Source organism: Cohnella caldifontis, from assembly GCF_029360585.1.
GTDB classification, from domain to species: Bacteria; Bacillota; Bacilli; order Paenibacillales; family Paenibacillaceae; genus Cohnella; species Cohnella caldifontis.
This window is the reverse complement of the sequence record NZ_JAQZSJ010000001.1, coordinates 471,031-493,561: the sequence shown is the minus strand read 5'-3', so window position 1 is coordinate 493,561 and position 22,531 is coordinate 471,031. Positions and strand designations below refer to the sequence as shown.

General features: G+C 58.4%; 17 protein-coding genes, 2 pseudogenes and 2 riboswitches. All 19 genes and pseudogenes read left to right on the top strand.

All coding sequences use genetic code 11. The features are described from left to right. Positions 1-197: 197 nt before the first annotated feature. The 19 genes and pseudogenes from PTZ19_RS02445 to PTZ19_RS02365 all read left to right on the top strand — a co-directional run bounded on the left by PTZ19_RS02445 (position 198) and on the right by PTZ19_RS02365 (position 22,425). Positions 198-1,307, top strand: coding sequence for a cupin domain-containing protein (locus PTZ19_RS02445; RefSeq protein ID WP_276352166.1), 1,110 nt, complete (start codon positions 198-200; stop codon positions 1,305-1,307). 23 nt (positions 1,308-1,330) lie between these two features. Next, positions 1,331-2,179 (top strand): fumarylacetoacetate hydrolase family protein, encoded by an 849-nt coding sequence (locus PTZ19_RS02440; protein WP_276352165.1) that lies wholly within the window; start codon positions 1,331-1,333, stop codon positions 2,177-2,179. A 16-nt stretch (positions 2,180-2,195) separates the two neighbouring features. Continuing rightward, on the top strand, positions 2,196-3,377 hold the full coding sequence (locus tag PTZ19_RS02435) for an acetyl-CoA C-acetyltransferase (RefSeq protein ID WP_276352164.1): 1,182 nt from the start codon (positions 2,196-2,198) through the stop codon (positions 3,375-3,377). A gap of 87 nt (positions 3,378-3,464) precedes the next feature. Then, positions 3,465-5,717: a helix-turn-helix domain-containing protein gene (locus PTZ19_RS02430; RefSeq protein WP_276352163.1), complete on the top strand. Its 2,253-nt coding sequence runs from the start codon at positions 3,465-3,467 to the stop codon at positions 5,715-5,717. Positions 5,718-5,736: 19 nt separating this feature from the next. Beyond that, positions 5,737-6,594 (top strand): alpha/beta fold hydrolase, encoded by an 858-nt coding sequence (locus PTZ19_RS02425; RefSeq protein ID WP_276352162.1) that lies wholly within the window; start codon positions 5,737-5,739, stop codon positions 6,592-6,594. Positions 6,595-6,821: 227 nt separating this feature from the next. Then, positions 6,822-9,200, top strand: coding sequence for a YcdB/YcdC domain-containing protein (locus tag PTZ19_RS02420; protein WP_276352161.1), 2,379 nt, complete (start codon positions 6,822-6,824; stop codon positions 9,198-9,200). 101 nt (positions 9,201-9,301) lie between these two features. After that, positions 9,302-9,608: pseudogene (locus PTZ19_RS25360) on the top strand (transposase zinc-binding domain-containing protein); the annotation flags it as partial. 1,339 nt (positions 9,609-10,947) lie between these two features. Further along, the gene (locus tag PTZ19_RS02415) at positions 10,948-11,283 is read left to right on the top strand and encodes a metal-sensitive transcriptional regulator (protein WP_276352160.1); all 336 of its coding nucleotides are present in this window, start codon (positions 10,948-10,950) and stop codon (positions 11,281-11,283) included. An 18-nt stretch (positions 11,284-11,301) separates the two neighbouring features. Further along, the gene (gene copZ / locus PTZ19_RS02410) at positions 11,302-11,505 is read left to right on the top strand and encodes a copper chaperone CopZ (protein ID WP_276352159.1); all 204 of its coding nucleotides are present in this window, start codon (positions 11,302-11,304) and stop codon (positions 11,503-11,505) included. A 119-nt stretch (positions 11,506-11,624) separates the two neighbouring features. Next, positions 11,625-11,844: pseudogene (locus PTZ19_RS25355) on the top strand (IS91 family transposase); the annotation flags it as partial. 507 nt (positions 11,845-12,351) lie between these two features. After that, the gene (locus tag PTZ19_RS02405; protein ID WP_276352158.1) at positions 12,352-12,690 is read left to right on the top strand and encodes a histidine triad nucleotide-binding protein; all 339 of its coding nucleotides are present in this window, start codon (positions 12,352-12,354) and stop codon (positions 12,688-12,690) included. A 27-nt stretch (positions 12,691-12,717) separates the two neighbouring features. After that, positions 12,718-13,140 (top strand): PaaI family thioesterase, encoded by a 423-nt coding sequence (locus PTZ19_RS02400; protein WP_276352157.1) that lies wholly within the window; start codon positions 12,718-12,720, stop codon positions 13,138-13,140. A 13-nt stretch (positions 13,141-13,153) separates the two neighbouring features. After that, positions 13,154-14,884, top strand: coding sequence for a class I adenylate-forming enzyme family protein (locus PTZ19_RS02395; protein ID WP_276352156.1), 1,731 nt, complete (start codon positions 13,154-13,156; stop codon positions 14,882-14,884). Positions 14,885-14,984: 100 nt separating this feature from the next. Beyond that, a riboswitch (glycine riboswitch) is annotated at positions 14,985-15,080 on the top strand. Then, positions 15,081-15,186, top strand: a riboswitch (glycine riboswitch). Positions 15,187-15,279: 93 nt separating this feature from the next. Continuing rightward, a complete protein-coding gene (gcvT, locus tag PTZ19_RS02390) occupies positions 15,280-16,398 on the top strand; it encodes a glycine cleavage system aminomethyltransferase GcvT (RefSeq protein ID WP_276352155.1) in 1,119 nt (372 codons plus the stop codon). Further along, positions 16,395-17,750, top strand: coding sequence for an aminomethyl-transferring glycine dehydrogenase subunit GcvPA (gene gcvPA / locus PTZ19_RS02385; RefSeq protein ID WP_276352154.1), 1,356 nt, complete (start codon positions 16,395-16,397; stop codon positions 17,748-17,750). The genes gcvT and gcvPA overlap by 4 nt, the downstream gene beginning before the upstream one ends. Then, a complete protein-coding gene (gene gcvPB, locus PTZ19_RS02380; protein ID WP_276352153.1) occupies positions 17,747-19,207 on the top strand; it encodes an aminomethyl-transferring glycine dehydrogenase subunit GcvPB in 1,461 nt (486 codons plus the stop codon). The genes gcvPA and gcvPB overlap by 4 nt, the downstream gene beginning before the upstream one ends. A gap of 53 nt (positions 19,208-19,260) precedes the next feature. Next, complete coding sequence (gcvH, locus tag PTZ19_RS02375) at positions 19,261-19,650, top strand: glycine cleavage system protein GcvH (RefSeq protein WP_276352152.1); 390 nt, start codon at positions 19,261-19,263, stop codon at positions 19,648-19,650. Between the two features lie 108 nt (positions 19,651-19,758). Then, entirely contained in the window at positions 19,759-20,877 is a 1,119-nt protein-coding gene (locus tag PTZ19_RS02370; protein WP_276352151.1) for a M42 family metallopeptidase, read from the top strand. A 27-nt stretch (positions 20,878-20,904) separates the two neighbouring features. After that, on the top strand, positions 20,905-22,425 hold the full coding sequence (locus PTZ19_RS02365) for an FGGY-family carbohydrate kinase (RefSeq protein ID WP_276352150.1): 1,521 nt from the start codon (positions 20,905-20,907) through the stop codon (positions 22,423-22,425). Positions 22,426-22,531 lie beyond the last annotated feature (106 nt).

Below are 22,531 nucleotides of genomic sequence, written 5' to 3'. Positions count from 1 at the left end.
ATGCCGCCGTGGACGAAAGCGCGGGGTGTTTTTCGTACACGGTGTACATTTAACCCTCCGGTACGGGGTTTTATAATGAACGTAGTTTTCCGCTGCCGTATCCTGCGTTCGGACGGCAACCCAAGCGGTGAAAACGTTGCCAAACCCCTTAACCCCATTCCGTCTTCTGCATAAGACGAATGAAGGAGGAGACGACCATGAACCCCGAAGGCAAAAGAAAGGCGCTGGACGCGTTTGCCGTCCGGCTCGGCGAGGATCACCTCGGTCCGCTGTGGGACAACCTCGGCGCGATGATCACCAGACAGCCGGAGCATCAGGTGAAGCCTTATCTCTGGAAATGGAAGACGATCCGCGACTACCTGCTGGAGTCCGGCGAACTGCTCGGCCTTGGCCGGGAGAGCGAGCGCAGGGTCATCTATTTGCAAAACCCGTCGCTGCTCAAATCCGGCAAGATCGGCTATGCGACGGACACGCTGTATACCGGAATCCAATTGCTGCTGCCGGGGGAAGTCGCCCCATCGCACCGCCATTCCCAGGCGGCGATCCGCTTCATCATCGAAGGATCGGGCGGCGCGTACACGACGGTGAACGGCGAGAAAACGTACATGGAGCGGGGAGACCTGATCCTGACTCCTCCATGGACATGGCACGACCACGGACATGAAGGCAGCGAGCCGGTGTTCTGGATGGACGGTCTGGACGTCGGCTTGGTCAAGACGCTGACCGGCTCGTTCTTCGAGCCGTACCACGACGACAAGTATCCCCTCTCCGGTCCGCCGGATCAATCGACCGCCCGGTATGCCAGCGGCGTCCGCGCCATCTCGGAACGGAGAAAACACGGCTACCCGTCCCCGTTGATCAATTACAAATGGCATCATATCCGGCAGGCGCTGGAGGGGCTTAGCCGGTTCGAGCCCGATCCGTTCGACGGATTCGCCGTCGATTATATCAATCCGACTTCCGGCGGCTCGGCGGACGCCAGGTTGGGCACCACCATGCAAAAACTGGCGGCGGGCTACCGTACGCAAGCGCATCGGCACGTGCACAGCGCCGTGTACCACGTGTTGGAAGGAACCGGCTATACGGTCATCAACGGCCGGAAATTCGAATGGGAGACCGGCGATTTCTTCATCATCCCGCCCTGGAGCTTCCACGAACACCATAACACCGGAAATCAGGACGCTTATCTGTTCGCCCTGAACGATCGCCCGGTCATGGAATTGCTCGGCTTGGAACAAGAAGAAGCCATGACCGAGAACGGCGGACAACAGCTCGTGGAGAGCGTCTTTACCCCGGAAACGGTTTGAGCCTTTCGAACAGGAGGAACAACATGAAGGTGGCGCTGTTTAACGAGTGGCAGCTCGGGGTGGTTCGGGACGACAGGATTTACGATATCGGCGCGTCGCTATTCGAAGAACGCCCTCCTCGGGATTGTCCGATGGTGGAATTCATCAAGCATTACGAAACGTTCAAGCCGATCGCGGAACGGCTGCTGGCCGACGCGCCTTCATACCCGATCGCGGAAGTGCGCTTGCGCCAACCCGTATCCCGTCCGAATAAAATCGTCGCCGCGCCCGTGAACTATCTCTCCCACAAGCAGGAAATGAACGTGTTGCATACGGCGAGAGGGCTCGGCTTTTTCCTGAAAGCGAACTCGTCGATGATCGGGCACGGCGATCGGATCGTGCTTCCGGGCGTCAAAGCCGGCAGGCGGATCGACCACGAGCTGGAGCTGGCTTTCGTCATCGGCCGAAGAGCCAAAAACGTCAAGGCGGAGGACGCCTACCGTTATATTTTCGGCTATACGGGACTCAATGACGTATCGCTTAGGCCGGACGGCGAGCATGAAGAGGAAAGATGCTTGAGGAAATCGTTCGATACGTTTACGCCCGTCGGTCCCTGGATCGTGACGGGGGACGAGATCGGGGATCCGCAAAACCTGAATATGTCCCTGACCGTGAACGGACAGGTCAAGCAGCAGGTCAATACCAAGTACATGATCTGCTCCATAGCCGAACTGGTGGAAATTTTCTCGCATGTCATGACGCTGGAGCCGGGCGACATCATCGCGACGGGAACGCCGGACGGCGTCGGGCCGATCCGGCCGGGCGACACGGTGGCGATCACGATCGAACGGATCGGCGCCTTGGCGAATCCGGTCGGGGAAGAAATCGGATAAGAAAGGCGGATCATGCATGAGCAGCAAGGAAATCGTCATCCTGGACGGAGCCCGCACGGCGTTCACCAAATTCGGCGGTTCTTTCCGGGACCTGTCGGCCATCGAACTGGGCGCCGTCACCGCCAAGGAAGCGATCAGAAGATCGGGCGTCGAGAAAGAAGAAATCGACCACGTCATCTACGGCAACGTGATCCAGTCGAGTCCGGACGCCGTGTTGATGGCCCGCCACGTCGGATTGAAAGCCGGCGTCCCGGAGGAGGTGCCCGCGCTGACGGTCAACCGTTTGTGCGGATCCGGGCTCGAAGCGATCACGCAAGCGGCGAGAATGATACGGGCCGGCGAGGCGGAAGTCGTGCTTGCGGGCGGGGCGGAAAGCATGAGCCAGATCCCCCACGTCATCCGCGGGGCCCGGTGGGGCATTCCGCTGTTCGAGGCGCCGATGAAGGATTATTTATATGAAGCGTTGTACGACACTTACGGCCAATGCTTCATGGCGGACACGGCGGAGAATCTGGCCGCCCAATACGGGTTGACCCGCGAAGAGATCGACCTTCACGCGCTGAACAGCCATGAGAAGGCTTTGAACGCCATGGAGAAGGGTTATTTCCGGACGGAGATCGTGCCGGTGGAAGTCCGGGTGCAACGGGAGAACCGGGTGATCGACCAAGATGAGCACCCCCGCAGAACGACTCCGGAGAAGCTGGCCAAGCTGGAGCCGAAGTTCAAGCAAGACGGGGTCGTGACCGCGGGCAATGCCAGCGGAATCAATGACGGCGGGGCCTCGGTCATCGTGGCTTCCTCCGATTACGCAGAGAAACGGGGCCTGAAGCCGATTGCCCGGCTGGTTTCCTGGGCCGTCGCCGGCGTGGATCCCAAGATCATGGGCATCGGTCCCGTGCCGGCCGTCCGGAATGCGCTGCAGCAAGCCGGGATGCAGCTGGGCGACCTGGATCTGGTCGAAATCAACGAGGCTTTCTCCGCCCAGTATCTGGCGTGCCAAAAGGAACTCGGCTTCGACCCGGCCATCGGCAACGTGAACGGCGGGGCCGTCGCGCTCGGCCATCCCCTTGGCGCGTCGGGAACGAGAGTTTCTTTGACCCTGATCAACGAGTTAGGGCGCAGAGGAAAAAAATACGGCGTATCCTCCTTGTGCATCGGCGGCGGTCAAGGGATCGCGGCCATATGGGAAAGGCTGTAAAAGGACGGTTCGACGATCGAATAGGCTGTAAAGAAAGTCGTGCATCGCGCAACCATTCGATTCTGGCATCTTCGGGGAGGCTGCGGAATGGATACGGTCAAGCAACGGCGGATGAAAGACAGGGTGGACTCGCATCTTCGCAGGACCGCGAGAAGAATGGTGCAATTCCAAACGTTCGACGAAACGCTGCACTATATGATCGACTCGTTTTTTCAGCAATTTCAATGCGATTACGTGTCGATCGCGACTTTGGAGAACCGAAAGCTGTCCATCCGGGTAACAAGAGGCGAGTCGAGCTGCCTGGATGCGTCTTTTCCCTTGGATATGGGGGATTGCTTGCCGCAGCTATTCGACGAGCCGCTCTGCTCGTTCGACGTGATCCGGGGCAAGGACGGCTGCGCCTTGCTAACCCGTATCCAGGAAGAACGGTTTCAGACCTGGTTCACGATTCCGATCCGCCGCGAAGACGGCAACCGCTTGGGTTTGTGCGTGATCGGCTTCCGGTCTTTCGTTCCGCTCGTGCTGGACGGAAGCAAAATGTTCGAGGAGTTCGGCAAAGACATCGCGACGGCATTCGACGTGGCGCTGCAGAAAGAGGCGGAGCATCAGAAGGTGCAAGGCCTGGAGTGGCTGCGGGAGAATGCCTATCTGTTCGGGTATCCGATCGAGCGGATCGTCGAAAAAATCGTCGAGCGCGCGGGGAAAGGAACGGGCGCGTATGCGGCCGTCGTCTATTTGTACGACGAGCCTTCCCAACGGCTGCTGATCCAACCTCCGGTGTACGGTCCCTGCCAGCCGCAATCGGTCATCCGGTTGAACGGAGAGTCCGGATTGCAAGCGCACTTCCCTTACCTGGAAAGGTCGGGGGGACCGGAAATCTCCATCCCGTTGGTTTACCTTTCGAAAATGATCGGCCTCCTTCACGTGATTCATGCGGACAACGCGGAATTTTCGTCGGAGGATCTCGAACAGCTGCAGTTTCTGGCGTCCCATGTCTCGACGCTGATCGAGAACGCGAAGCTGTATACGAACGAAAAAGAAAGCAATGCCCGAATGGAAGCGTTCATGAACCACCAGCAGGACTTGGTCAAGCAGACGCTGGTCGACCAAGGCTTTGGCGGAATCACGGATCTGCTGGCCAAGATGATGAACAGCTCCGTGCTCTTGTTCGACCGGTTTATGCACCTGTCCGCCCGCCACATGCTGGCTAAGGATGAGCCGATTCAAGAGGCCATCCTGGAAGCGGTGGAACGGGACAAAAAATCGCTGATGAAATTCGTGCAGTCCGAATATTGGCTGACGGAACCGGGCAGCTTCCAGCTCGGCTTATGGAGGGTAGTGGCCGGCGGGGATTCCGTCGGCTATCTCGGTTTGGTCATCCCGAACGAACGGCTGGACCTCGTGCTGCGCATGACGGTGAACCATGCCCTCAGCGTGTACGCCACGCAATTCGTGAAGCAGAAGCTCGTGCTGGACGTTCACGAACAGGTGAAGGACGGTTTTTTCAATCAGCTGTTCGTGGAACGGATCGCGGACGAAGCGAAAATTTTGGAGTACGCCCATCTGCTGAACTGGGACATCACGCAGCCCCATTGCATCGCGATCTTTTCCTTTGAATTCGACAAAACCCAAGCCGAGCACCGGTCTTCCAACATTCTGGAGGACGAGGCCAAGAAAAACCGGATTTGGGAGCTGATCCGCGATCAATGCGCGCGCAAAGAACCGAGCCTCTTTCTGACGCGGAGCGACGGCCATTACATCGCGATCGTTCCCAAAGAAAGAGTGCTGAGGGACAACGACTTTTGGAAGTCGTTTTACGAGCGCATCGAGCGTCTGATCCGAACCGAAACGGACCATGTATTCCTCCATATCGGGATCAGCCAGGAAACGAAAAAGCTCAAAGATTACCATTTCGGATACAAGCAGGCGCAGAAAACGCTGACGCTGCTCTGCAACCGGTTTCCCCAACAAGGCTACATGACGTTTAACCAGCTGGGGTCCTACTCGGTGCTTTACCAGGTTGGAGACCCGGTGGCCGTGCATCTGTTCATCGACACTTATTTGGGCTCCTTGCTGAAGCATGGCAACGGTAAAAACCAGGATTTGCTGGATACGCTTCGCGTGTATTTGCAGACGAACGGCAACATCAAGGAAACCGCCAATTTGCTGTTCATTCACCGCAGTTCCATGAAGTACAGGCTGGAAAAAATCAGGCAGATCGTCGAACTGGATATCGACGACGCGGACCAGCGGTTCCATTTGATGCTGGCTTTCCGGTTGTACGATTTGTTCGGCGCTTCCGCCGGCACGCGCGAGTCCGGCGCAAGGAATGACGGATAACGGATGAGGGAGGACCACGATGCCGATACTCGAAGCGAACGGCGCGGAGTTGTATTATGAGGAATTCGGGAGCGGAAACGAAGTCATCGTATCCGCCATGTCCGGTTTCGGCAAGGATTCTTACTTGGAAGTGCTCGCCCGGCACAATCCGGGGATCCGGGTCTATCAGATCACCCTCCGCGGATATGGGAAATCGACCCATGTTTTCGAAGACCTTGGCGCCCGATTGCTTGACATTTGGGCGGAAGACGTATACGCGTTCTCCCGGAAGCTCGGCTTGGGGACTTTTCTCTACGCCGGCGTATCCCATGGCGCGGGGGTAGGATGGAGGCTGGCTCTGGAGCATCCGGAAGCGCTCAAAGGGTTCGTTTCCATCGTCGGCGCTCCCCACGACCGCAGGGGAGGCGACAGCTCCCGCGCCCGGCTCCGGACCGTGGAAGGAGCGAAAGATCCGCAAAAGTTGGCCGAATCCCTTCGGAAACAACCGCTCTTGTATGAAGTGCCGACTACCGATCCCGTGCGCTTGAGGCGAAGGGAAGCCGCGTTGGAAAACGCGATCCGGAGCTTCGGCGCGATGACGCCCGAAGAGCTTCGGCTGAATCAGCGGAAACCGTTTCCCGAAGCGGAGACGAATGAAGAGCTCGCCGAAATCCTGAGCCGGGTGAGGGTGCCGACGCTGCTCCTATGCGGCATGCAGGACGACATCATCTCGGCGGAGATTTCCCTGCTCGCGGCCCGCTCGGTTCCCGGGGCGAAAGCCGTGTTTTTCCAGGATCACAGCCACAGTCTGGCGACGGAAGCGCCGGAGAGGGTGAATCACGAGATCCTGACGTTCATTCGCGAATTGAACCACGACTTGATCGAGGCGCGACGTTGATCGCTGCCTGATTGACGAAACAAGCGTAAATACGGCACGGAGTCAATGCGGCCGCCCGGTCTCGCGACGAGTCGGGCTTTTTTTCTGCCCCTATAAGCGTATATAAAGATTTCCTTAAAAGTCGGGAATCAGGAAAACTTTCCCTCCCCTTGCGCGTATTACCGTCTAGCGTATCGGCATCTAGAGACGGCGGCATATCGGAACGTTCCAGGAAAGGATGAAGATGGATGTCTGCAAAAAGCAAGCGATCCCAGACGAGCAATCGCGCGAAGGTGATGGGGACGATGGCGGCCGTGCTGCTGTTCGGAGCGGCCGTTCCCGCGGCAGGGGCGGCAGAGGGAATCGCGACCGGCACGGGATATGCGTCGGCTTCCGCCGCATCCTCCACGGCGGAGGCGTCAGCGGCTTCCGGAAATTCGCTGACGGCGAAAGACGTGAAAGTCACGCAAGAGGAAGCGGCGGCCAAAGTCCGCAAGCTGTTTCCCGTATTGTCCCAAGCGGAGATTCAGGACACCCGCTTGACCGACGATTCGCCATACGGTCCGGGCAGCGGCGGAAGCCCGATGTGGGAGATCAGTTTCGTCATCCGGAACGGGAACTCCTCCACCGGTTTTTCGGTCCGCGTGGACGCCATGACCGGCGACTTGAGGAACGTATACTTGCCTTACGAAATGACCCGAGGCGCCTCGGCCTACCCTCCGAAAGTCACGCGAAGCCAAGCGCTGGAGATCGCCAAGAAGTTTTTGGAGGAAGCCGCTCCGTCCATGAAAGGACAGAAGCTGCAGGAAGACCCCGCGTTTTACGGCAAAGGGTTCACGGTTACGCCCTTGTTCGGTCCCGTATCCTACGATTTCATGTTCACGTCTTACCACGACGGCGTACTCGTGAACGGGCAAAGTCTCCAGATCTCCGTCAGCGGCGAAGGCGTCGTGACTTCGTTCTCGTCCTACGCCGACAGCTTGGCCTTTCCTTCCTCCCAGCCCAAAGTGACGGCCGAGGAAGCCAAGAAACGTTTGGAAACGGACCTGAAGCTGCAATTGGCTTACGCCTCCTCCGGCCCCTACGGGAACCCGTCGCCGGACAGCTGGCATTTGATTTACGCGCCGGCCGTGCCGATCGGCCAGATGGACGCCCAAACCGGGGAATGGTTGGACGGCGTCGTGAATCCGGTCTCCGCGAAACCGCCGGAATACGCGGCGATGCCCGAACCGGCCAAGCCTTTCGCGCCGAAAGCGGTCACCGCCGAAGAAGCCGCGGCCAAGGTGGCGGCGTCGGCCGATCTGCCGGAAGGATACACGCTGGTCAGCCGTTCCCTGCAGAAAGGGCGCAACGGCGGCCATGACACCTGGTCGCTTCGTTGGCAGGATGAGAAAAACTCGCCTTTTAACGGCCGTTGGGCCGAAGTCGACGCGGCCACGGGGCAGATTTTAAGCTTCCGGGTCGATTTCTACGGCCCCGGCTACCCGCAGGAGCAGCCGTCCGCGAACAAGCCGCTGTCCGTCGACGAAGCCTACCGGATCGCGGACGAATGGGTCTCCGCCAACGTGCCGAACATCGCTTCGTACCGCCGGGTCGCGAAGCCGGCCGTGAACGTCGGCAGCGAGAACCAATCGGAATACACGTCGGTATCCTATCAGTTGTTCCATAACGGCATTCCGGTCCAAAACGACGTGCTCTCGGTTACGCTGGACGGCAAGGGCAAATTGTACAACTATTACGGCCCCGCGACTCCCGACGAGGCGTCTTTCCGCAAGATGGACACGCTGAAAGCCTCTTTGACCGAAGATCAAGCCAAAGCCCTCTACCTCAAGAAGGCGGAGTTGGAGCTTGCCTTCACGCGTTATGGGGGCTATTACGTGACGCCTCCGGGGAAATACGTGAATCCGGCGATCAAGCTGGTGTATCAGTTGGTGGATGCGGAGACCAAGCAGGGGCTGTACCGCTCCCTGGATGCCGTGACCGGACAGTGGATCGAGCTCTACTCCTCCCCGGCTGCCCAAGTTCCCGCCGCAACGCCCAAGGATATCGAAGGGCACTGGGGTGAAGACGCGCTGAAGACGATGCTGGAGCACGGGGTGATCCGGCCGGACGATGAAGGCCTCGTCCATCCGGACCGCAAGGCTACGAAGGGCGATTTGGTCCGCATGCTCGCTTCGGCCCTGAACCCGTATCTGAGCTTGAACGAATCGTACGGTACGGTAGCGGGCGACGCGCCCAAGCCGTTCGCCGACGTCGAGCCGGGCTCTCCGGAATACGCGGCGGTGAATCAACTGCTCGAGCGCAAATGGCTCGTTTCCGATCCCCAAGCGAAGCTGAATCCGGAATCTCCGTTGACGCGGGACCAATTGGCCGTCTTTTTGAGCAAAGTCACGGGGTACGAGAAGCTGTCCGCGAAGCTCGCGGATCTGCCGGACTTCACCAGGCTGACGGACGCCAATGCCGTCGCCCACCCGGGTGCCGCGGCGCTGGCGCTGAAACTCGGCCTGCTGACCCCGCAATCCGGCGAGTTCCGCCCGAACGACCCGGTTACGGTGGCCCAGCTCGCGGTCGTATTGGTCCGGCTGGCCGAGAACCAGATCGAGTGGGACAGACCGCTCGTACAGTAATCCAAGCGCCTTTATCCAGAACCTTCGGAAAACCTTCGGCCCTCTTGCGGTCGAAGGTTTTTCTGAACATTTCGGAATTAATACATATGTAACCGAACATTCTGAAGCGCATTTTTTTCGGTGAGAATGGCCTCTGGGACAATTTCGCTCGGTAGAAAGAAGGCAAGACTCGAGCGAACGTTCTAAAAGAAGTCGCCAAGTTCCGTGATTGTGGAATTTCAAGAACGGGTTTAAGCTGCTGGATCATGAAGGATGCCACGACCTGCGGCTTTTTCTGTATCGCTGCAAGTTTGCACGTTCCCGTGCGAGACGGAAGATTGGAGCAGACTGCTGGAGGAGGATGTGTTCCAGGTCAATCAACGTCATGTGATCATGACGATCGATGAAGGACTTCGAGAGGTCTTTTTAACGGTATATTTTGCCCATCCCCAGAGAGCGCATTTACCGGAAAGGGCGGCGAGTGGTACTCGGAACCTTCACGTTAGGAGGAGTTGAGTCGCATTCATCTTTAACTCGTGGCTGAAGCAGGAGAATAGTGGGGAGAGAGGAATTAAGAAACTTTATTTCTTAACAGGAGGTTGAACCCGGTGTCTAGAGAGAAAATAAGAAACTTTCTTTCTTAACCGGCGGATGAACCCCGTGTTGAGAGAGGAATTAAGAAACTTTCTTTCTTAACTGGCGGGTGAACCCCGTGTTGAGAGAGGAATTAAGAAACTTTCTTTCTTAACTGGCGGGTGAACCCCGTGTAGAGAGAGGAATTAAGAAACTTTCGTTCTTAACTGGCGGGTGAACCCCGTGTAGAGAGAGGAATTAAGAAACTTTCGTTCTTAACTGGCGGGTGAACCCCGTGTAGAGAGAGGAATTAAGAAACTTTCGTTCTTAACTGGCGGGTGAACCCCGTGTAGAGAGAGGAATTAAGACACTTTCTTTCTTAACCGGCGGATGAACCCCGGGTTGAGAGAGGAATTAAGAAACTTTCTTTCTTAACTGGAGGTTGAAGCTCGTGTTTAGAGAGGAAATAAGAAACTTTCTTTCTTAATTGGAGGTTGAACCCCGTGTTTAGAGAGGAATTAAGAAACTTTCTTTCTTAACTGGAGGATGATTCCCGCGACAAACGAGGAGTAAAGGAACATTCGAACAGCGATATCCGGCTAAAGGATGGACCGCCTTGCCGGACGCTCTAACCACGAACTTTGCGCCTACAGCCCGGTTTTTCAGACAGAAGACGAACCCTCGCACTAACCGCAAATATTTGCGTCTACAGAGTGCTTCCGAAGACGAGCCCTCGCTCAAACCGCAAAATTTGCGCCTACCGCCTGCCCCCACGAATGAGCAAGCCTTACGCCTAATCCGATTCCGCTCGCTCCCCGCATTTTCACGATTTTCGGTTCGCGGAACGAATCTCTGGTTTTTGAACAAAAAGATCGGTTTTTTTGCATCTGCCGGAATCGTCGGACATCTATAATAAGATGTATTTGGTTACATGTAAGCGACGGGAGGTTCATGATGAGAGAATCCGGCATGACGCACGTATATCTGGCTGGAGATTCTACGGTACAGACTTACGTACCGAAGCAGCTCCAACGTCGCGTACAACCAGCCTTGCTATCCGAGCTTCTATTTCGGTACCGATTTCGACGGGGCGAAAGTTCCGATTCCCGAGATCCACGCTCCGCGCGCGGCGACCTCTTGATATACCCTGCGGGGGTATGATACGATAAGAGCAAGTCGTCAAGGAGGCGGAACCATGGAGCACGAGCATACGGCAATCCCGGAAGCGGAAACCTGCCATTCCGAGGGGACGGAGCGGAAAAGCCACCACTCCGACAAAGTGAAAAGCAACCTCATTTGCCGCCTGAACCGGATCGAAGGACAGGTTCGCGGATTGAAAGGCTTGATCGAGAAAGACACGTATTGCGACGACGTCCTGAACCAGATCGCGGCCGTCCAATCCGCGCTGAACGGCGTGGGAAAGCTGCTGCTCGAGCACCATATGAACAGCTGCGTGATCGAACGCATCCAGGAGGGCGACCGCGAGGTCGTGAAGGAGCTTATGATCACGATGAACAAGCTGATCAAGTAAAGCGAAGGAGAGATCGGGATGAGCACGGTAACGCTGAAAGTCGAAGGCATGTCCTGCGGACATTGCGTGAAAGCGGTGGAAGGCGCGGTCGGGCAGCTCGGCGCGTCCGGGAAAGTCGATTTGAACGCGGGACTGGTGACGGTGGAGTACGACGAATCCAAAGTCGCGCTCGAGGCCATCAAAGAAGCGATCGAGGACCAAGGATACGACATGGCGGGCTGAATCTGATCTTCTGCCGTGCGGCTGAACAGCCGCACGGTTTTTATATCTATTGCATTTTGTAACTTTTCGGGGTGAAGCTCAGGTTTCATCCTTTTCGTTTTTTCTGGTAAATTGAACGCATGGAATCCAACATTCTCAACGCATTTTTTTCGATAAACATGGACATTGGGACAAGTTTGTCCGGAAGAATGAAGGCAGGATCCGAGCGAATGTCCTGAAAGAAGTGGTGAGATGGAAGAGTGGAGCAGGCTTGTGGAGAAAGATGTGTTCCAGGTCAACCATCGTCATGTGATCTTGTCGATCGGGAGATTAGGAACTTATCTATTTTACCGGCGGTTGAACCGGAACCCCGTCTTTAGAGAGGAATTAAGAAATTTTCTTTCTTAACTGGCCGTTGAACCCGTGTTTAGAGAGGAATTAAGAAATTTTCTTTCTTAACTGGCCGGTGAACCCGTGTTTAGAGAGGAATTAAGAAATTTTCTTTCTTAACTGGCCGGTGAACCCGTGTTTAGAGAGGAATTAAGAAATTTTCTTTCTTAACTGGCCGTTGAACCCTGTGTTGAAAGAGGAATTAAGAAATTTTCTTTCTTAACTTGAGGTTGAATCCCATGGTTAGAAAGGAATTAAGAAACTTTCTTTCTTACCGCAATTTTTGCGCTCGCTTCCGATCCCTCGCATGAATCAGCGTTGTCCGATTTTTCCGTACATCGGGTCGGTGCTGCCGGCGGCGATCCGGCACAAGCCCCTTGGGGTTCCCGGGTGGAAGAAGAAGGATGGCAATCGGCGGGACAACGCTTTAAAATGAGGATGTGCATAGGAAAATGACGGAAAAGGAGCGAGGGAACGTTGGATTGTTTGTTTTGCCGTATCGTGAAGGGTGAAATCCCGTCGAACAAAGTGTTCGAGAACGAGCACGTCGTGGCTTTCCACGACATTAACCCCGTTGCGCCGGTCCATGTGCTGGTCATTCCCAAGAAGCATATCGCTTCAGTCATGGACATCCAGGAGGCGGACAAGCCGCTGATCGGCGAAATCCACCTCGCCGTCCAAGAAGTCGCCAAGCTTACGGGAGTGGCGGATAACGGGTTCCGGGTCGTCACCAACATCGGAAAGCACGGCCAACAGACGGTGTTCCACCTGCACTACCACGTCGTCGGCGGAAGGCAGCTGGAATGGCATTTTTAACGCAAGGTTGAAAGGGGAGTCCGAACATTGGAACTGAACCATTGCTTCGTCTGCGGAAAGGACAACCCGCGGGGTTTGCATATCGCGTTCGAGAAAGTCGGGGATGAGGTCGTCGCGGAGTACCGCTGCACCGAGGAAATGAACGGTTGGCCGGGCATCCAGCACGGCGGCATCACCGCGTCGCTGCTGGACGAAGCCGCCGGCTACGTTCCGCATTTCCTGGGACTGGTCGCGATGACCGCCAAGCTGGACATCCGTTATTTGGAACCGATCCAGAGCGGAGAGCGGCTGCGCATTACGGGCCGGCCGGTCAAACGGACGAGCCGGCTGATCGAAGTGGAAGCCAAGATCACGGGGGAAGAGGGGCAACTGAAAGCCCAGGCCAATGCCTCCATGATCGTGCTTACGGAACGCCAATTGGAGAAATGGGGCCTCGCATCCAAAAATTAAGGGGGAGCTTACGATGTCGGTGTTGTCCGCGCAAGAACGCAGGGAGGCTTTGGCGGCGCGTTATCCGGAATGGCCCAAGCGCACGCTGCCGGAGCATTTCCGGGAGCAGGCGAAGCGTTACGGGACCAGGCCCGCGGTGATGACGGAGGAACGGGTTTTCACCTACGCCGATATTTGGGACGGGGCGGCGCGTTACGCGAAAGCGCTCCTTCGGCTCGGCGTCGCCAGACGGGACCACGTGGCCATGATCATGGCCAACGAGCCGGAGACGGTGTCGCTGATGATCGCCATTTGGCAGATCGGCGCCGTCTGCGTGCCGATCAATACGATGCTGCGCGGGGAAGAGCTGAAGTACGTGTTGCGGCAATCCGACAGCCGCTGGTTGTTCCTCCACCAACTCGCCGGCGGCGTCCAACATACGGAGAGCGTCATGAAGATTTGCGGCGATTTGCCCAAGCTTCAGCGGATGGTTTGCATCCAGAATACGGACAAGGCGCCTGAAGACCTTTTCCTGCCCTGGAACGATTTCCTTGCTTTGCAGCATGAAGTGTCCGACGAAGCGCTGGAGGAGCGCGCCGCTGCGTCCCGGTATCCGGATGAAGTCGCCGACATCATCTATACGTCCGGATCGACCGGACAGCCCAAAGGCGTCATGCTGACGCACGACATGTTCCTGCGCTGCGCGTTCGCCACCGCGATGAGCCGGGGGTTCGAGGACGGCCGCCGCATCTTCACCGCATTGCCCTTATACCATGTTTTCGCGCTCGTCGAAGGCATTCTGGCGCTCTCCTTCGTCGGCGGCGCCCACGTCATGGTCCCCGGCTTTTCTCCGCTCCAAACGCTGCAAATCATCGAACGGTACCAGGTGAACGACATGCTGTGCGTGCCTTCGATGCTGGTCGCCCTCATCAATCATCCCGAAGTGCCGAACTACGATCTCCGCTCGCTTTATGCGCTCATGTGCGCGGCGGCGCCGGCGCCGGTATCCGTCTGGCAGCGCGCCATCGACATTCTGAAGCTGACGGAAATCTGCACCGGGTACGGCGGCACCGAGGTGACGGCTTCGACCGCGCACACCGAAATCGGCGACGCCATCGAGACCGTCGTGACGAGAGTCGGCCGGATCAAGCCGGGCGGGGCAAGCGGAATGGCGGAGTTCAGCGGGGCCAACGTGCAGTACAAAACGGTGGATCCGGCGACGGGCGAGGATTTGCCGGTTGGCGCCGTGGGCGAGTTGACCGTGCGGGGAAACATCGTGACCCGAGGATATTATAATAAACCTGAGGAAACGTTCGCCGCGATCGACAAGGACGGCTGGTTCCGCACCGGGGATTTGGGGCGTCTAGACGAGCGCGGCTACATCGAGCTGCTGGGCCGCAGCAAGGAGCAATATAAAATTTCGGGAGAGAACGTATCGCCGAAGGAAGTCGAGGACGTCATCAACAAACATCCGGCCGTCGCCCAGGCCTATGTCGTCGGCGTCAAAGATCCGGCGACGGTGGAGACGGGCGCCGCATTCGTGGAATTGCGCCCGGGCCATGCTTGCACGAGGACCGAAATTCTCGAGTACTGCCGGGAGCATTTGGCGAAATTCAAGGTGCCCCGGCACGTCTGGTTCGTCACCGCGGCCGAATGGCCGCTGACCGGCAACGGCAAAATCCAGAAGTTCCGCCTCAAGGAAATGGCGGAAAACCGGTTAAACGAGCGAAGCAAGGGAAAAGCGGGCAACGAGGAGATCGAATAAAATCAGAAGTGAGATTCATGAAATATTAGTTGACATCATATGTCGTATGGAGTATAAATAAGAGCAAAGCAATGGCAGCATTAACCAACCGAATATGCGGATGATGGTAACGGGAGAGATTACCCGTATCGCGGTAACGCCGAAGGAGTAAGCCCGTATGGGTGAATCTCTCAGGCAAAAGGACCTTTACCGGACGCTTCTCTGGAGAGAATCCTGCATGCAGGATCACCCAAGGGGAAACTCGCATGATCGTAACATGATATGTGAGGTAACTCTCAGGTACAAAGGACAGAGCGGAAGGATCGCCGGACGCGCGGATCGCGCGGCGCCGGGCGCATTCTTCTGCCTGTCCTTTTGCTTTTTTTTCGCGAGATGACGACGAGAGGTGATGGATTTTGAAACGGACGCCGCTGTTTCCCTATTATGCCGGTTATCCCGCGGTCCGGTGCATCGATTTCGGGGGCTGGGAGCTGCCGGTGCAGTTTTACGGCATTCAGATGGAGCACGACGCGGTCCGCGGTCAAGCGGGACTGTTCGACGTCTCCCACATGGGGGAAATCTGGGTGACGGGACAGTACGCGGAGACGTTCCTGCAGCAACTGACGACGAACGACGTCTCCAGGCTGAAGCCCGGCCAGGCGCAATACACGCTGATGTGCGTTCCCGAAGGCGGCGTCGTAGACGATTTGCTGGCGTACAAGATCGCCCCGGATCAGTTTCTTCTCGTCGTCAACGCGTCGAATGCCGAAGCGGATTTCGAATGGCTGAACGAGCATCTGATCGGGGATGTCGTTCTCGAGGACCGGTCCGAACGGACGGCGCTGCTGGCGCTGCAGGGACCGCTCGCCGCCCGGATTATGGCCCGGGTCGCCGCGGACGACGTCGGAGAGCTTCCGCCCTTCCATTTCCGGTTCGACGCCGAGGTGTGCGGACGCAAGGCGATCGTCTCCCGAACCGGGTATACCGGGGAAGATGGGTTCGAAATCTACGTCGACGCGGGCGACGCCCCGCACGTATGGACCGGTCTCCTGCAGGCAGGAGAACCCGACGGCCTCATTCCCGCCGGGCTGGGCGCGCGGGATACGCTGCGTTTCGAAGCCCGGCTGCCGCTGTACGGGCAGGAGCTGTCCAAACGGATAACGCCGCTCGAAGCGGGTCTGGGGATGTTCGTGAAGCTGGATAAGACGGGAGGCTTTATCGGCCGGGAAGCGCTGGCCCGGCAGAAGGAGGAAGGCTTGAAACGCAAGCTGGTCGGTTTGGAAATGGTGGACCGCGGCATTCCGAGATCGCATTACCCGGTCTTCGTCCAGAACCGTACCGTCGGCGAAATCACGACGGGTACGCAGTCGCCGACGTTGAAGCGCAGACTGGGCCTGGCGCTGCTGGACAGCGAATACGCCGGACTCGGCACGGAGGTCTGGGTTGATATCCGCGGCAAACGGCTCAAGGCCGTCGTCGTGAAAACCCCCTTCTATAAAAAATCGCAGCCATCCAGGGAAGGAGAACCATCATGAGCAAGCATCGATATTTGCCGATGACGGAACAGGATGAAGCCGAAATGCTGAAAACGATCGGCGTGGGCTCCGTCCAGGAGCTGTTCGCCGACATCCCTCCGTCGATCCGTTACTCCGGCGTCTTGCCGATATCCGGAAGACTGGACGAATCCGCGCTGCTCAAGCATTTGCGCGGACTGGCGGACCGCAATGCCGATTTCGAACGCCATGCCTGCTTTCTCGGCGCCGGCCTCTATGATCACCATCTCCCGGTCGTCGTGAACCACGTCATCTCGCGCTCCGAATTTTACACGGCCTATACGCCCTACCAGCCGGAGATCAGCCAAGGCGAGCTCCAAGCGATCTTCGAATTCCAATCGTATATCTGCGAACTGACCGGCATGAAGGTCGCCAACGCGAGCATGTACGACGGCGCCACGGCCCTGGCCGAAGCGGCCGCGCTCGCGAGCGGGGCGACGAAGCGCAAGCGCGTCGTCGTCTCCCGGGCGGTCCATCCGGAAGCGCGGGAAATCCTGATGACGTCCGCGCGCGGCCTCGGCCTGCAGGTCGTCGAAGTCGGCTGCCGGGACGGCGTGACCGACCTCGCGCGGCTGGCCGAAGCGGTTGACGACGACACGGCCGCCGTGCTGGTACAGACCCCGAACTTCTTCGGCGGCCTGGAAGACATCCGGGCGATCGAACCGCTCGTCCACGCCAGACAAAGCCTGCTGGTCATGAGCGTCAACCCGATGTCGCTGGGCCTCCTGGAAGCGCCCGGCGAGCTGGGGGCGGACATCGCGGTCGGCGACGCGCAGCCTCTCGGCATTCCGGCTTCGCTCGGCGGTCCGACATGCGGGTTCTTCGCGGTGTCGGAGCCGCTCATGCGGCGAATTCCGGGGCGCATCGTCGGCCAGACGACCGACCGCGACGGGAAACGGGGCTTCGTGCTTACGCTGCAGGCCCGCGAGCAGCATATCCGGCGGGAGAAAGCCACCTCGAACATCTGCTCGAACCAGGCGCTGATGGCCTTGTCCGCTTCGGTGTATTTGTCGGTCATGGGAAAAGCGGGGCTGATCGAGGTCGCACGATTGAACGTTCGGAAATCGCATTATGCCGCAGGCCGGCTCGCATCCGTACCTGGCGTGACCCTTCCGTTCGGAGCGCCCTTCTTCAACGAATTCGTCGTCAAGCTTCCGGCCGGGACGGACGTGACGGCGCTGAACGCCAAGCTTCTGCAAGCCGGATTCATCGGAGGATACGACCTGGGATCCGCCTATCCCGAGCTGGAAGGGCACGTGCTGCTGGCCGTCACCGAACGCAGAACCAAAGACGAAATCGACGGATTCGTCCGTGAAACGGAGGCGTGTCTATGAAACCGGAAAAAGCGCTGATCTTCGAAATGAGCCGGCCGGGGCGCGTCGCCTATTCATTGCCGGAGTGCGACGTGACGGAGATCGAGACGTCCTCGGCGATTCCCGAAGCGATGCTTCGCCGCAAGCCGGCCGAGCTGCCGGAGGTTTGCGAAGTCGACGTGATCCGGCATTACACGGAGCTGTCCCGCCGGAATTTCGGCATCGACAACGGCTTCTATCCGCTGGGCTCGTGCACGATGAAATACAACCCCAAAATCAACGAAGACGTCGCCCGGTTCGCCGGGTTCGCCAAAATCCATCCATACCAGCCGGAGGAGAGCATCCAGGGAGCGCTGGAGCTGCTGTACACGCTGCAGAACGATCTCGCCGCCCTCACCGGCATGGAACAGGTAACGCTTCAGCCCGCCGCGGGCGCGCACGGCGAGTGGACCGGGCTTATGTTGATCCGGGCCTACCACGAGAGCCGAGGGGAAACCCGGACGAAGGTGATCGTGCCGGACACCTCGCACGGCACCAATCCGGCGAGCGCGACCGTCGCCGGATTCGAGACGGTGACGGTCCCTTCCGACGCCGAAGGGATGGTCGACCTGGAGGCGCTCCGCGCCGCGGTCGGCAGCGACACCGCCGCGCTCATGCTGACGAATCCGAACACGCTCGGCCTGTTCGAAAAACGGATCGTGGAGATCGCCGAAATCGTGCACGATGCGGGCGGCCTGCTCTATTACGACGGCGCCAATTCCAACGCGATCATGGGCATCGCTCGGCCGGGGGACATGGGCTTCGACGTCGTGCACCTGAATTTGCACAAAACGATGAGCACGCCTCACGGAGGCGGCGGCCCGGGCGCGGGACCCGTCGGCGTCAAGCGCGAGCTCGTTCCTTTCCTGCCCCGGCCGACCGTGATCCGCAGGGAAGACGGCCGCTACGGCTGGGATTGGGATCGGCCCCGATCCATCGGGCGGGTGAAAGCCTACTCCGGCAACTTCGGCATCCTCGTGCGGGCTTACGCCTACATCCGAACCTACGGTCCGGAAGGGCTGCGGCGCGTATCGGAGCTGGCGGTGCTGAACGCCAACTATATGCGGAGCCGCTTGAGCCCGTATTTCGACGTGCCCTACCCGGGCGTCTGCAAGCACGAGTTCGTGCTGTCCGGCAAACGGCTGAAGGAGCACGGGGTGAGAACGCTGGACGCGGCCAAGCGGCTGCTCGATTTCGGTTACCATCCTCCGACGATCTATTTCCCGCTGAACGTGGAAGAATGCCTCATGATCGAGCCGACCGAAACGGAGAGCAAGGAAACGCTCGACGCCTTCATCGAGACGATGATCCGGATCGTCCGGGAAGCGGAGACGGATCCTCAACTGGTCTTGAACGCACCCCATACGACGGCGGTCAAACGGCTGGACGAGGCGACGGCGGCCCGCAAGCCCGTGCTGAATTGCTCCTGCGGCGTTTGACGAACCGTTACGGGTCCTTATCGAATTTTATCCTGTGGGAAGAGGTGCGAACGATGAGCGAAGTGAAGGAGAATTTACGGTACAGCGAAGAGCATGAATGGGCGGAAGCGGTCGAAGGAAAGACCGTTCGCGTCGGCATCACGGACCATGCGCAATGCCTGTTGGGGGACATCGTGTTCGTGGAAACGCCGGAGGTCGGCGCCGGCGTATACGCGGGCGAAAGCATGGGGTCGATCGAATCGATCAAGACAGTATCGGAACTGTACAGTCCCGTGACCGGGAAAGTGACGCGGGTGAACGCGTCCTTGGTTGACCGGCCGGAGCAGGTCAACCGGGATCCTTACGGCGAAGGGTGGATCGTGGAAATCGAGGTGGAAGGGGATCTCGAAGCGGAGCTGGGCAAGCTGATGACGGCCGACCGGTACCGGCAGATCGTCGACTAGCATTCATTCATGTAAACATAGATGACACGGGTCCTTTACATTCGAGTTTCCGGCCCCTATAATAAAAAACAAATAAAAGAAACTATTCGATCACAAAGGATCATTCAAATGTCGAAGGGCGATGGACTCATGAGGCGGGAAGAGTTAAAGGACAAACTGAAGACGTATATGGCCACGATCCGCCTTTCCGGCTACGAATCGCGAATGGCCTATCAATTCAAAGCGGACGTGGAGGCGTACGCGGACCATGTCAAGATCGACAAGCTCGGCAACGTGATCGCCACCTTCGAGGGAACGGATCCCGAAGCCCCGAGCCTGATGGTCTTCGCGCACATGGACGTGATCGGCTTCGTCATCAGCCGGATCGAGCCGGACGGATTCATCCGCTTCGAGAGGGTCGGCGGGATTTCCGAGAAGATCGCGCAAGGGAACGCGGTCATGGTCGGCAGCGAAGACGGCCGATTTTACCCGGGGATCATCGGCGCCAAAGCATACCACATCCAATCGAACGACGAGAAAGCGAAGGTGGATCCGTTTTCGACGCTGTTCATCGACATCGGCGCGGTCAGCGAACGGCAAGTGCGCGAGTTGGGCATCGAGGTCGGCTGTCCGATTACGTTCGCCCCGCGATTCGTGGAGCTCTTGAACGACCGGATAGGCGGAACGTATCTCGATGACGCGGCCGGGCTGGTCAACCTGCTGCAAATCGCGTCCGCGATCAAGGCCAAACCGCCGAAATGCACGGTCCATCTCGTCGGCACCGTCATGGAGGAGTTCAACGCGAGGGGAGCGATGATGGCGGCCCGTTCCGTCAAGACGGACATGGCCATCTGCCTGTTGGGACCGGGAGCCGGGGACACGCCGGACCAGAAATCGGTCAACAACGTCGTGCTGGGCGGCGGTCCCGCGGTCACGTTGTTCAATTTCCACGGAAAAGGGACGCTCAACGGCAATATCGCGCATAAAGGACTGTACGAGCTGCTTAAGAAGGCCGCGCAAGAGAACGGGATCCCGCTGCAGAGAAGCGCGGCCAGGGGAGCTTTGTCCGACACGGCCTATCTGCAGCTGGAGAACGACGGCATTCCTTGTCTCGACATGGGAACGCCCGACCGTTACAGCCATTCGCCGATGGAAAGCTGCGACCTGAAAGACCTGGAACAAGTCGGCCGGCTGGTCGCGGCATTGATCGATTCCGTCGACCGAGATTTTCCGCTTCATCGGTATTAACGAAGGAGCGGGGAGGGGAAATCAAACATGGGCAGGGACATTCTAGTAGGAATCGACGGCGGGACGGGCAGCCTCCGGGTCGGTCTCTATGGCCTGAACGGGGAACGTCTGGGCTTTGCTTCCACGGACTACGCGACGCGGCATCCACATCCCGGATGGGCGGAGCAGTCGCCGGACGACTGGTGGAATGCCCTGAAGACGGGCATCCGCTCGGTCATGGAGACGACCGGTATTCCCAAGGAGCGGATTCTGGGACTGGCTGCGGCCACCACCAGCTGCAGCGTCGTGCTTTGCAAGAAGGACGGGACGCCGGTCCGTGACTGCTTGATATGGATGGATGTCCGCGCATCGCGGGAAGTTCTCGACATCGCGGAGTTGACCGGGGAAAGACTGTCCGCCGAATGGATGCCGGGCAAGCTGCTGTGGCTGAAAAGGAACGAACGCCGGAATTACGACGAGGCGGACGTCTTCTGCGAGTACCAAGACTGGCTCACTTTCCGGTTAACCGGAGAGTGGAGCATGAACATCAACAACTCCTGCAATTGGGGCTACAATGCGCGGGACGGCCGGTTCGCCGAAGCGTTCTACCGAGCGGTCGGGTTGGAGGAAGCGGTGGGGAAATTCCCGCGGGAGCGGGTCTACGCCGTCGGCGATCGGATCGGAACCTTGTCTCGCGAAGCAGCGGATGAGCTGGGGCTCGATCCGCAGACGCTGGTCGCGCAGGGCGGGATCGATTCGTCCATCGCCGTGCTTGGCATGGGCGTATGCGAACCCGGCAAGGTCGCGCTGATCACGGGCTCTTCCAACCTGGCCATGGTGCTGACCGAGGAGCCGATGTTCCATGAAGCCGGAATCAACGCCGGTCCGGACAACCTGTTGAAAGGGTACTACACGGCCTACCGGGGGCAGGTCTCGTCCGGTTCGATCCTCAGTTGGTACCGCAGGGAATTTTGCCGCGACCTCGAAGGCGGCAAAGAAAGTCCCTTCGATCTCCTGAACCGGGAGGCGGCCGCGCTGCCGATCGGCTCGGAAGGCTTGGTCGTGCTCGATTACTGGCAGGGAAACCGCCATCCTTACCTGGATTCGAAGGTTCGGGGAATGTTTTACGGGATGTCCCTCCACCATACCCGCGCCCACATGTACCGCGCGCTGATGGAAGGCATCGCGTACGGAACGGAAAACCTGCTCGCGCAATTCCGGGACAACGGGTTTCCGATCCGCGAGATCAATGTCGCGGGCGGCACGGCCAATTCGGACGTGTTTCTGCAAATCCATGCGGACGTAAGCAACGTGGCGGTCAACGTACCGGAGGATCATCAGGCGCCTTGCCTGGGGGCGGCCATCTGCGCGGCTGCGGCCGCCGGCGTCTATCCGTCCCTGCAGGACGGGACGCGAGCGATGGTGAAGATCGCCAAACGGTACGAGCCGGTGCCCGGGCACCACTCCCAATACAGAGCCTTTTTCGGACAATATCGTAAAATCTATCCCGAATTCAAAGAATGGATGAGGGACACGACCGACCTCTATTTGCGTTCGCTGGAAGGGTAATGAGCCGAGAGCGGAAGAGAACGGTTGAGATCGCGCCGTGTTTGTCATAAAATGGATAACGATGAAAGGGGCGGCATGCCCCCCCTTTCTTTCCCTGCGATCGAAC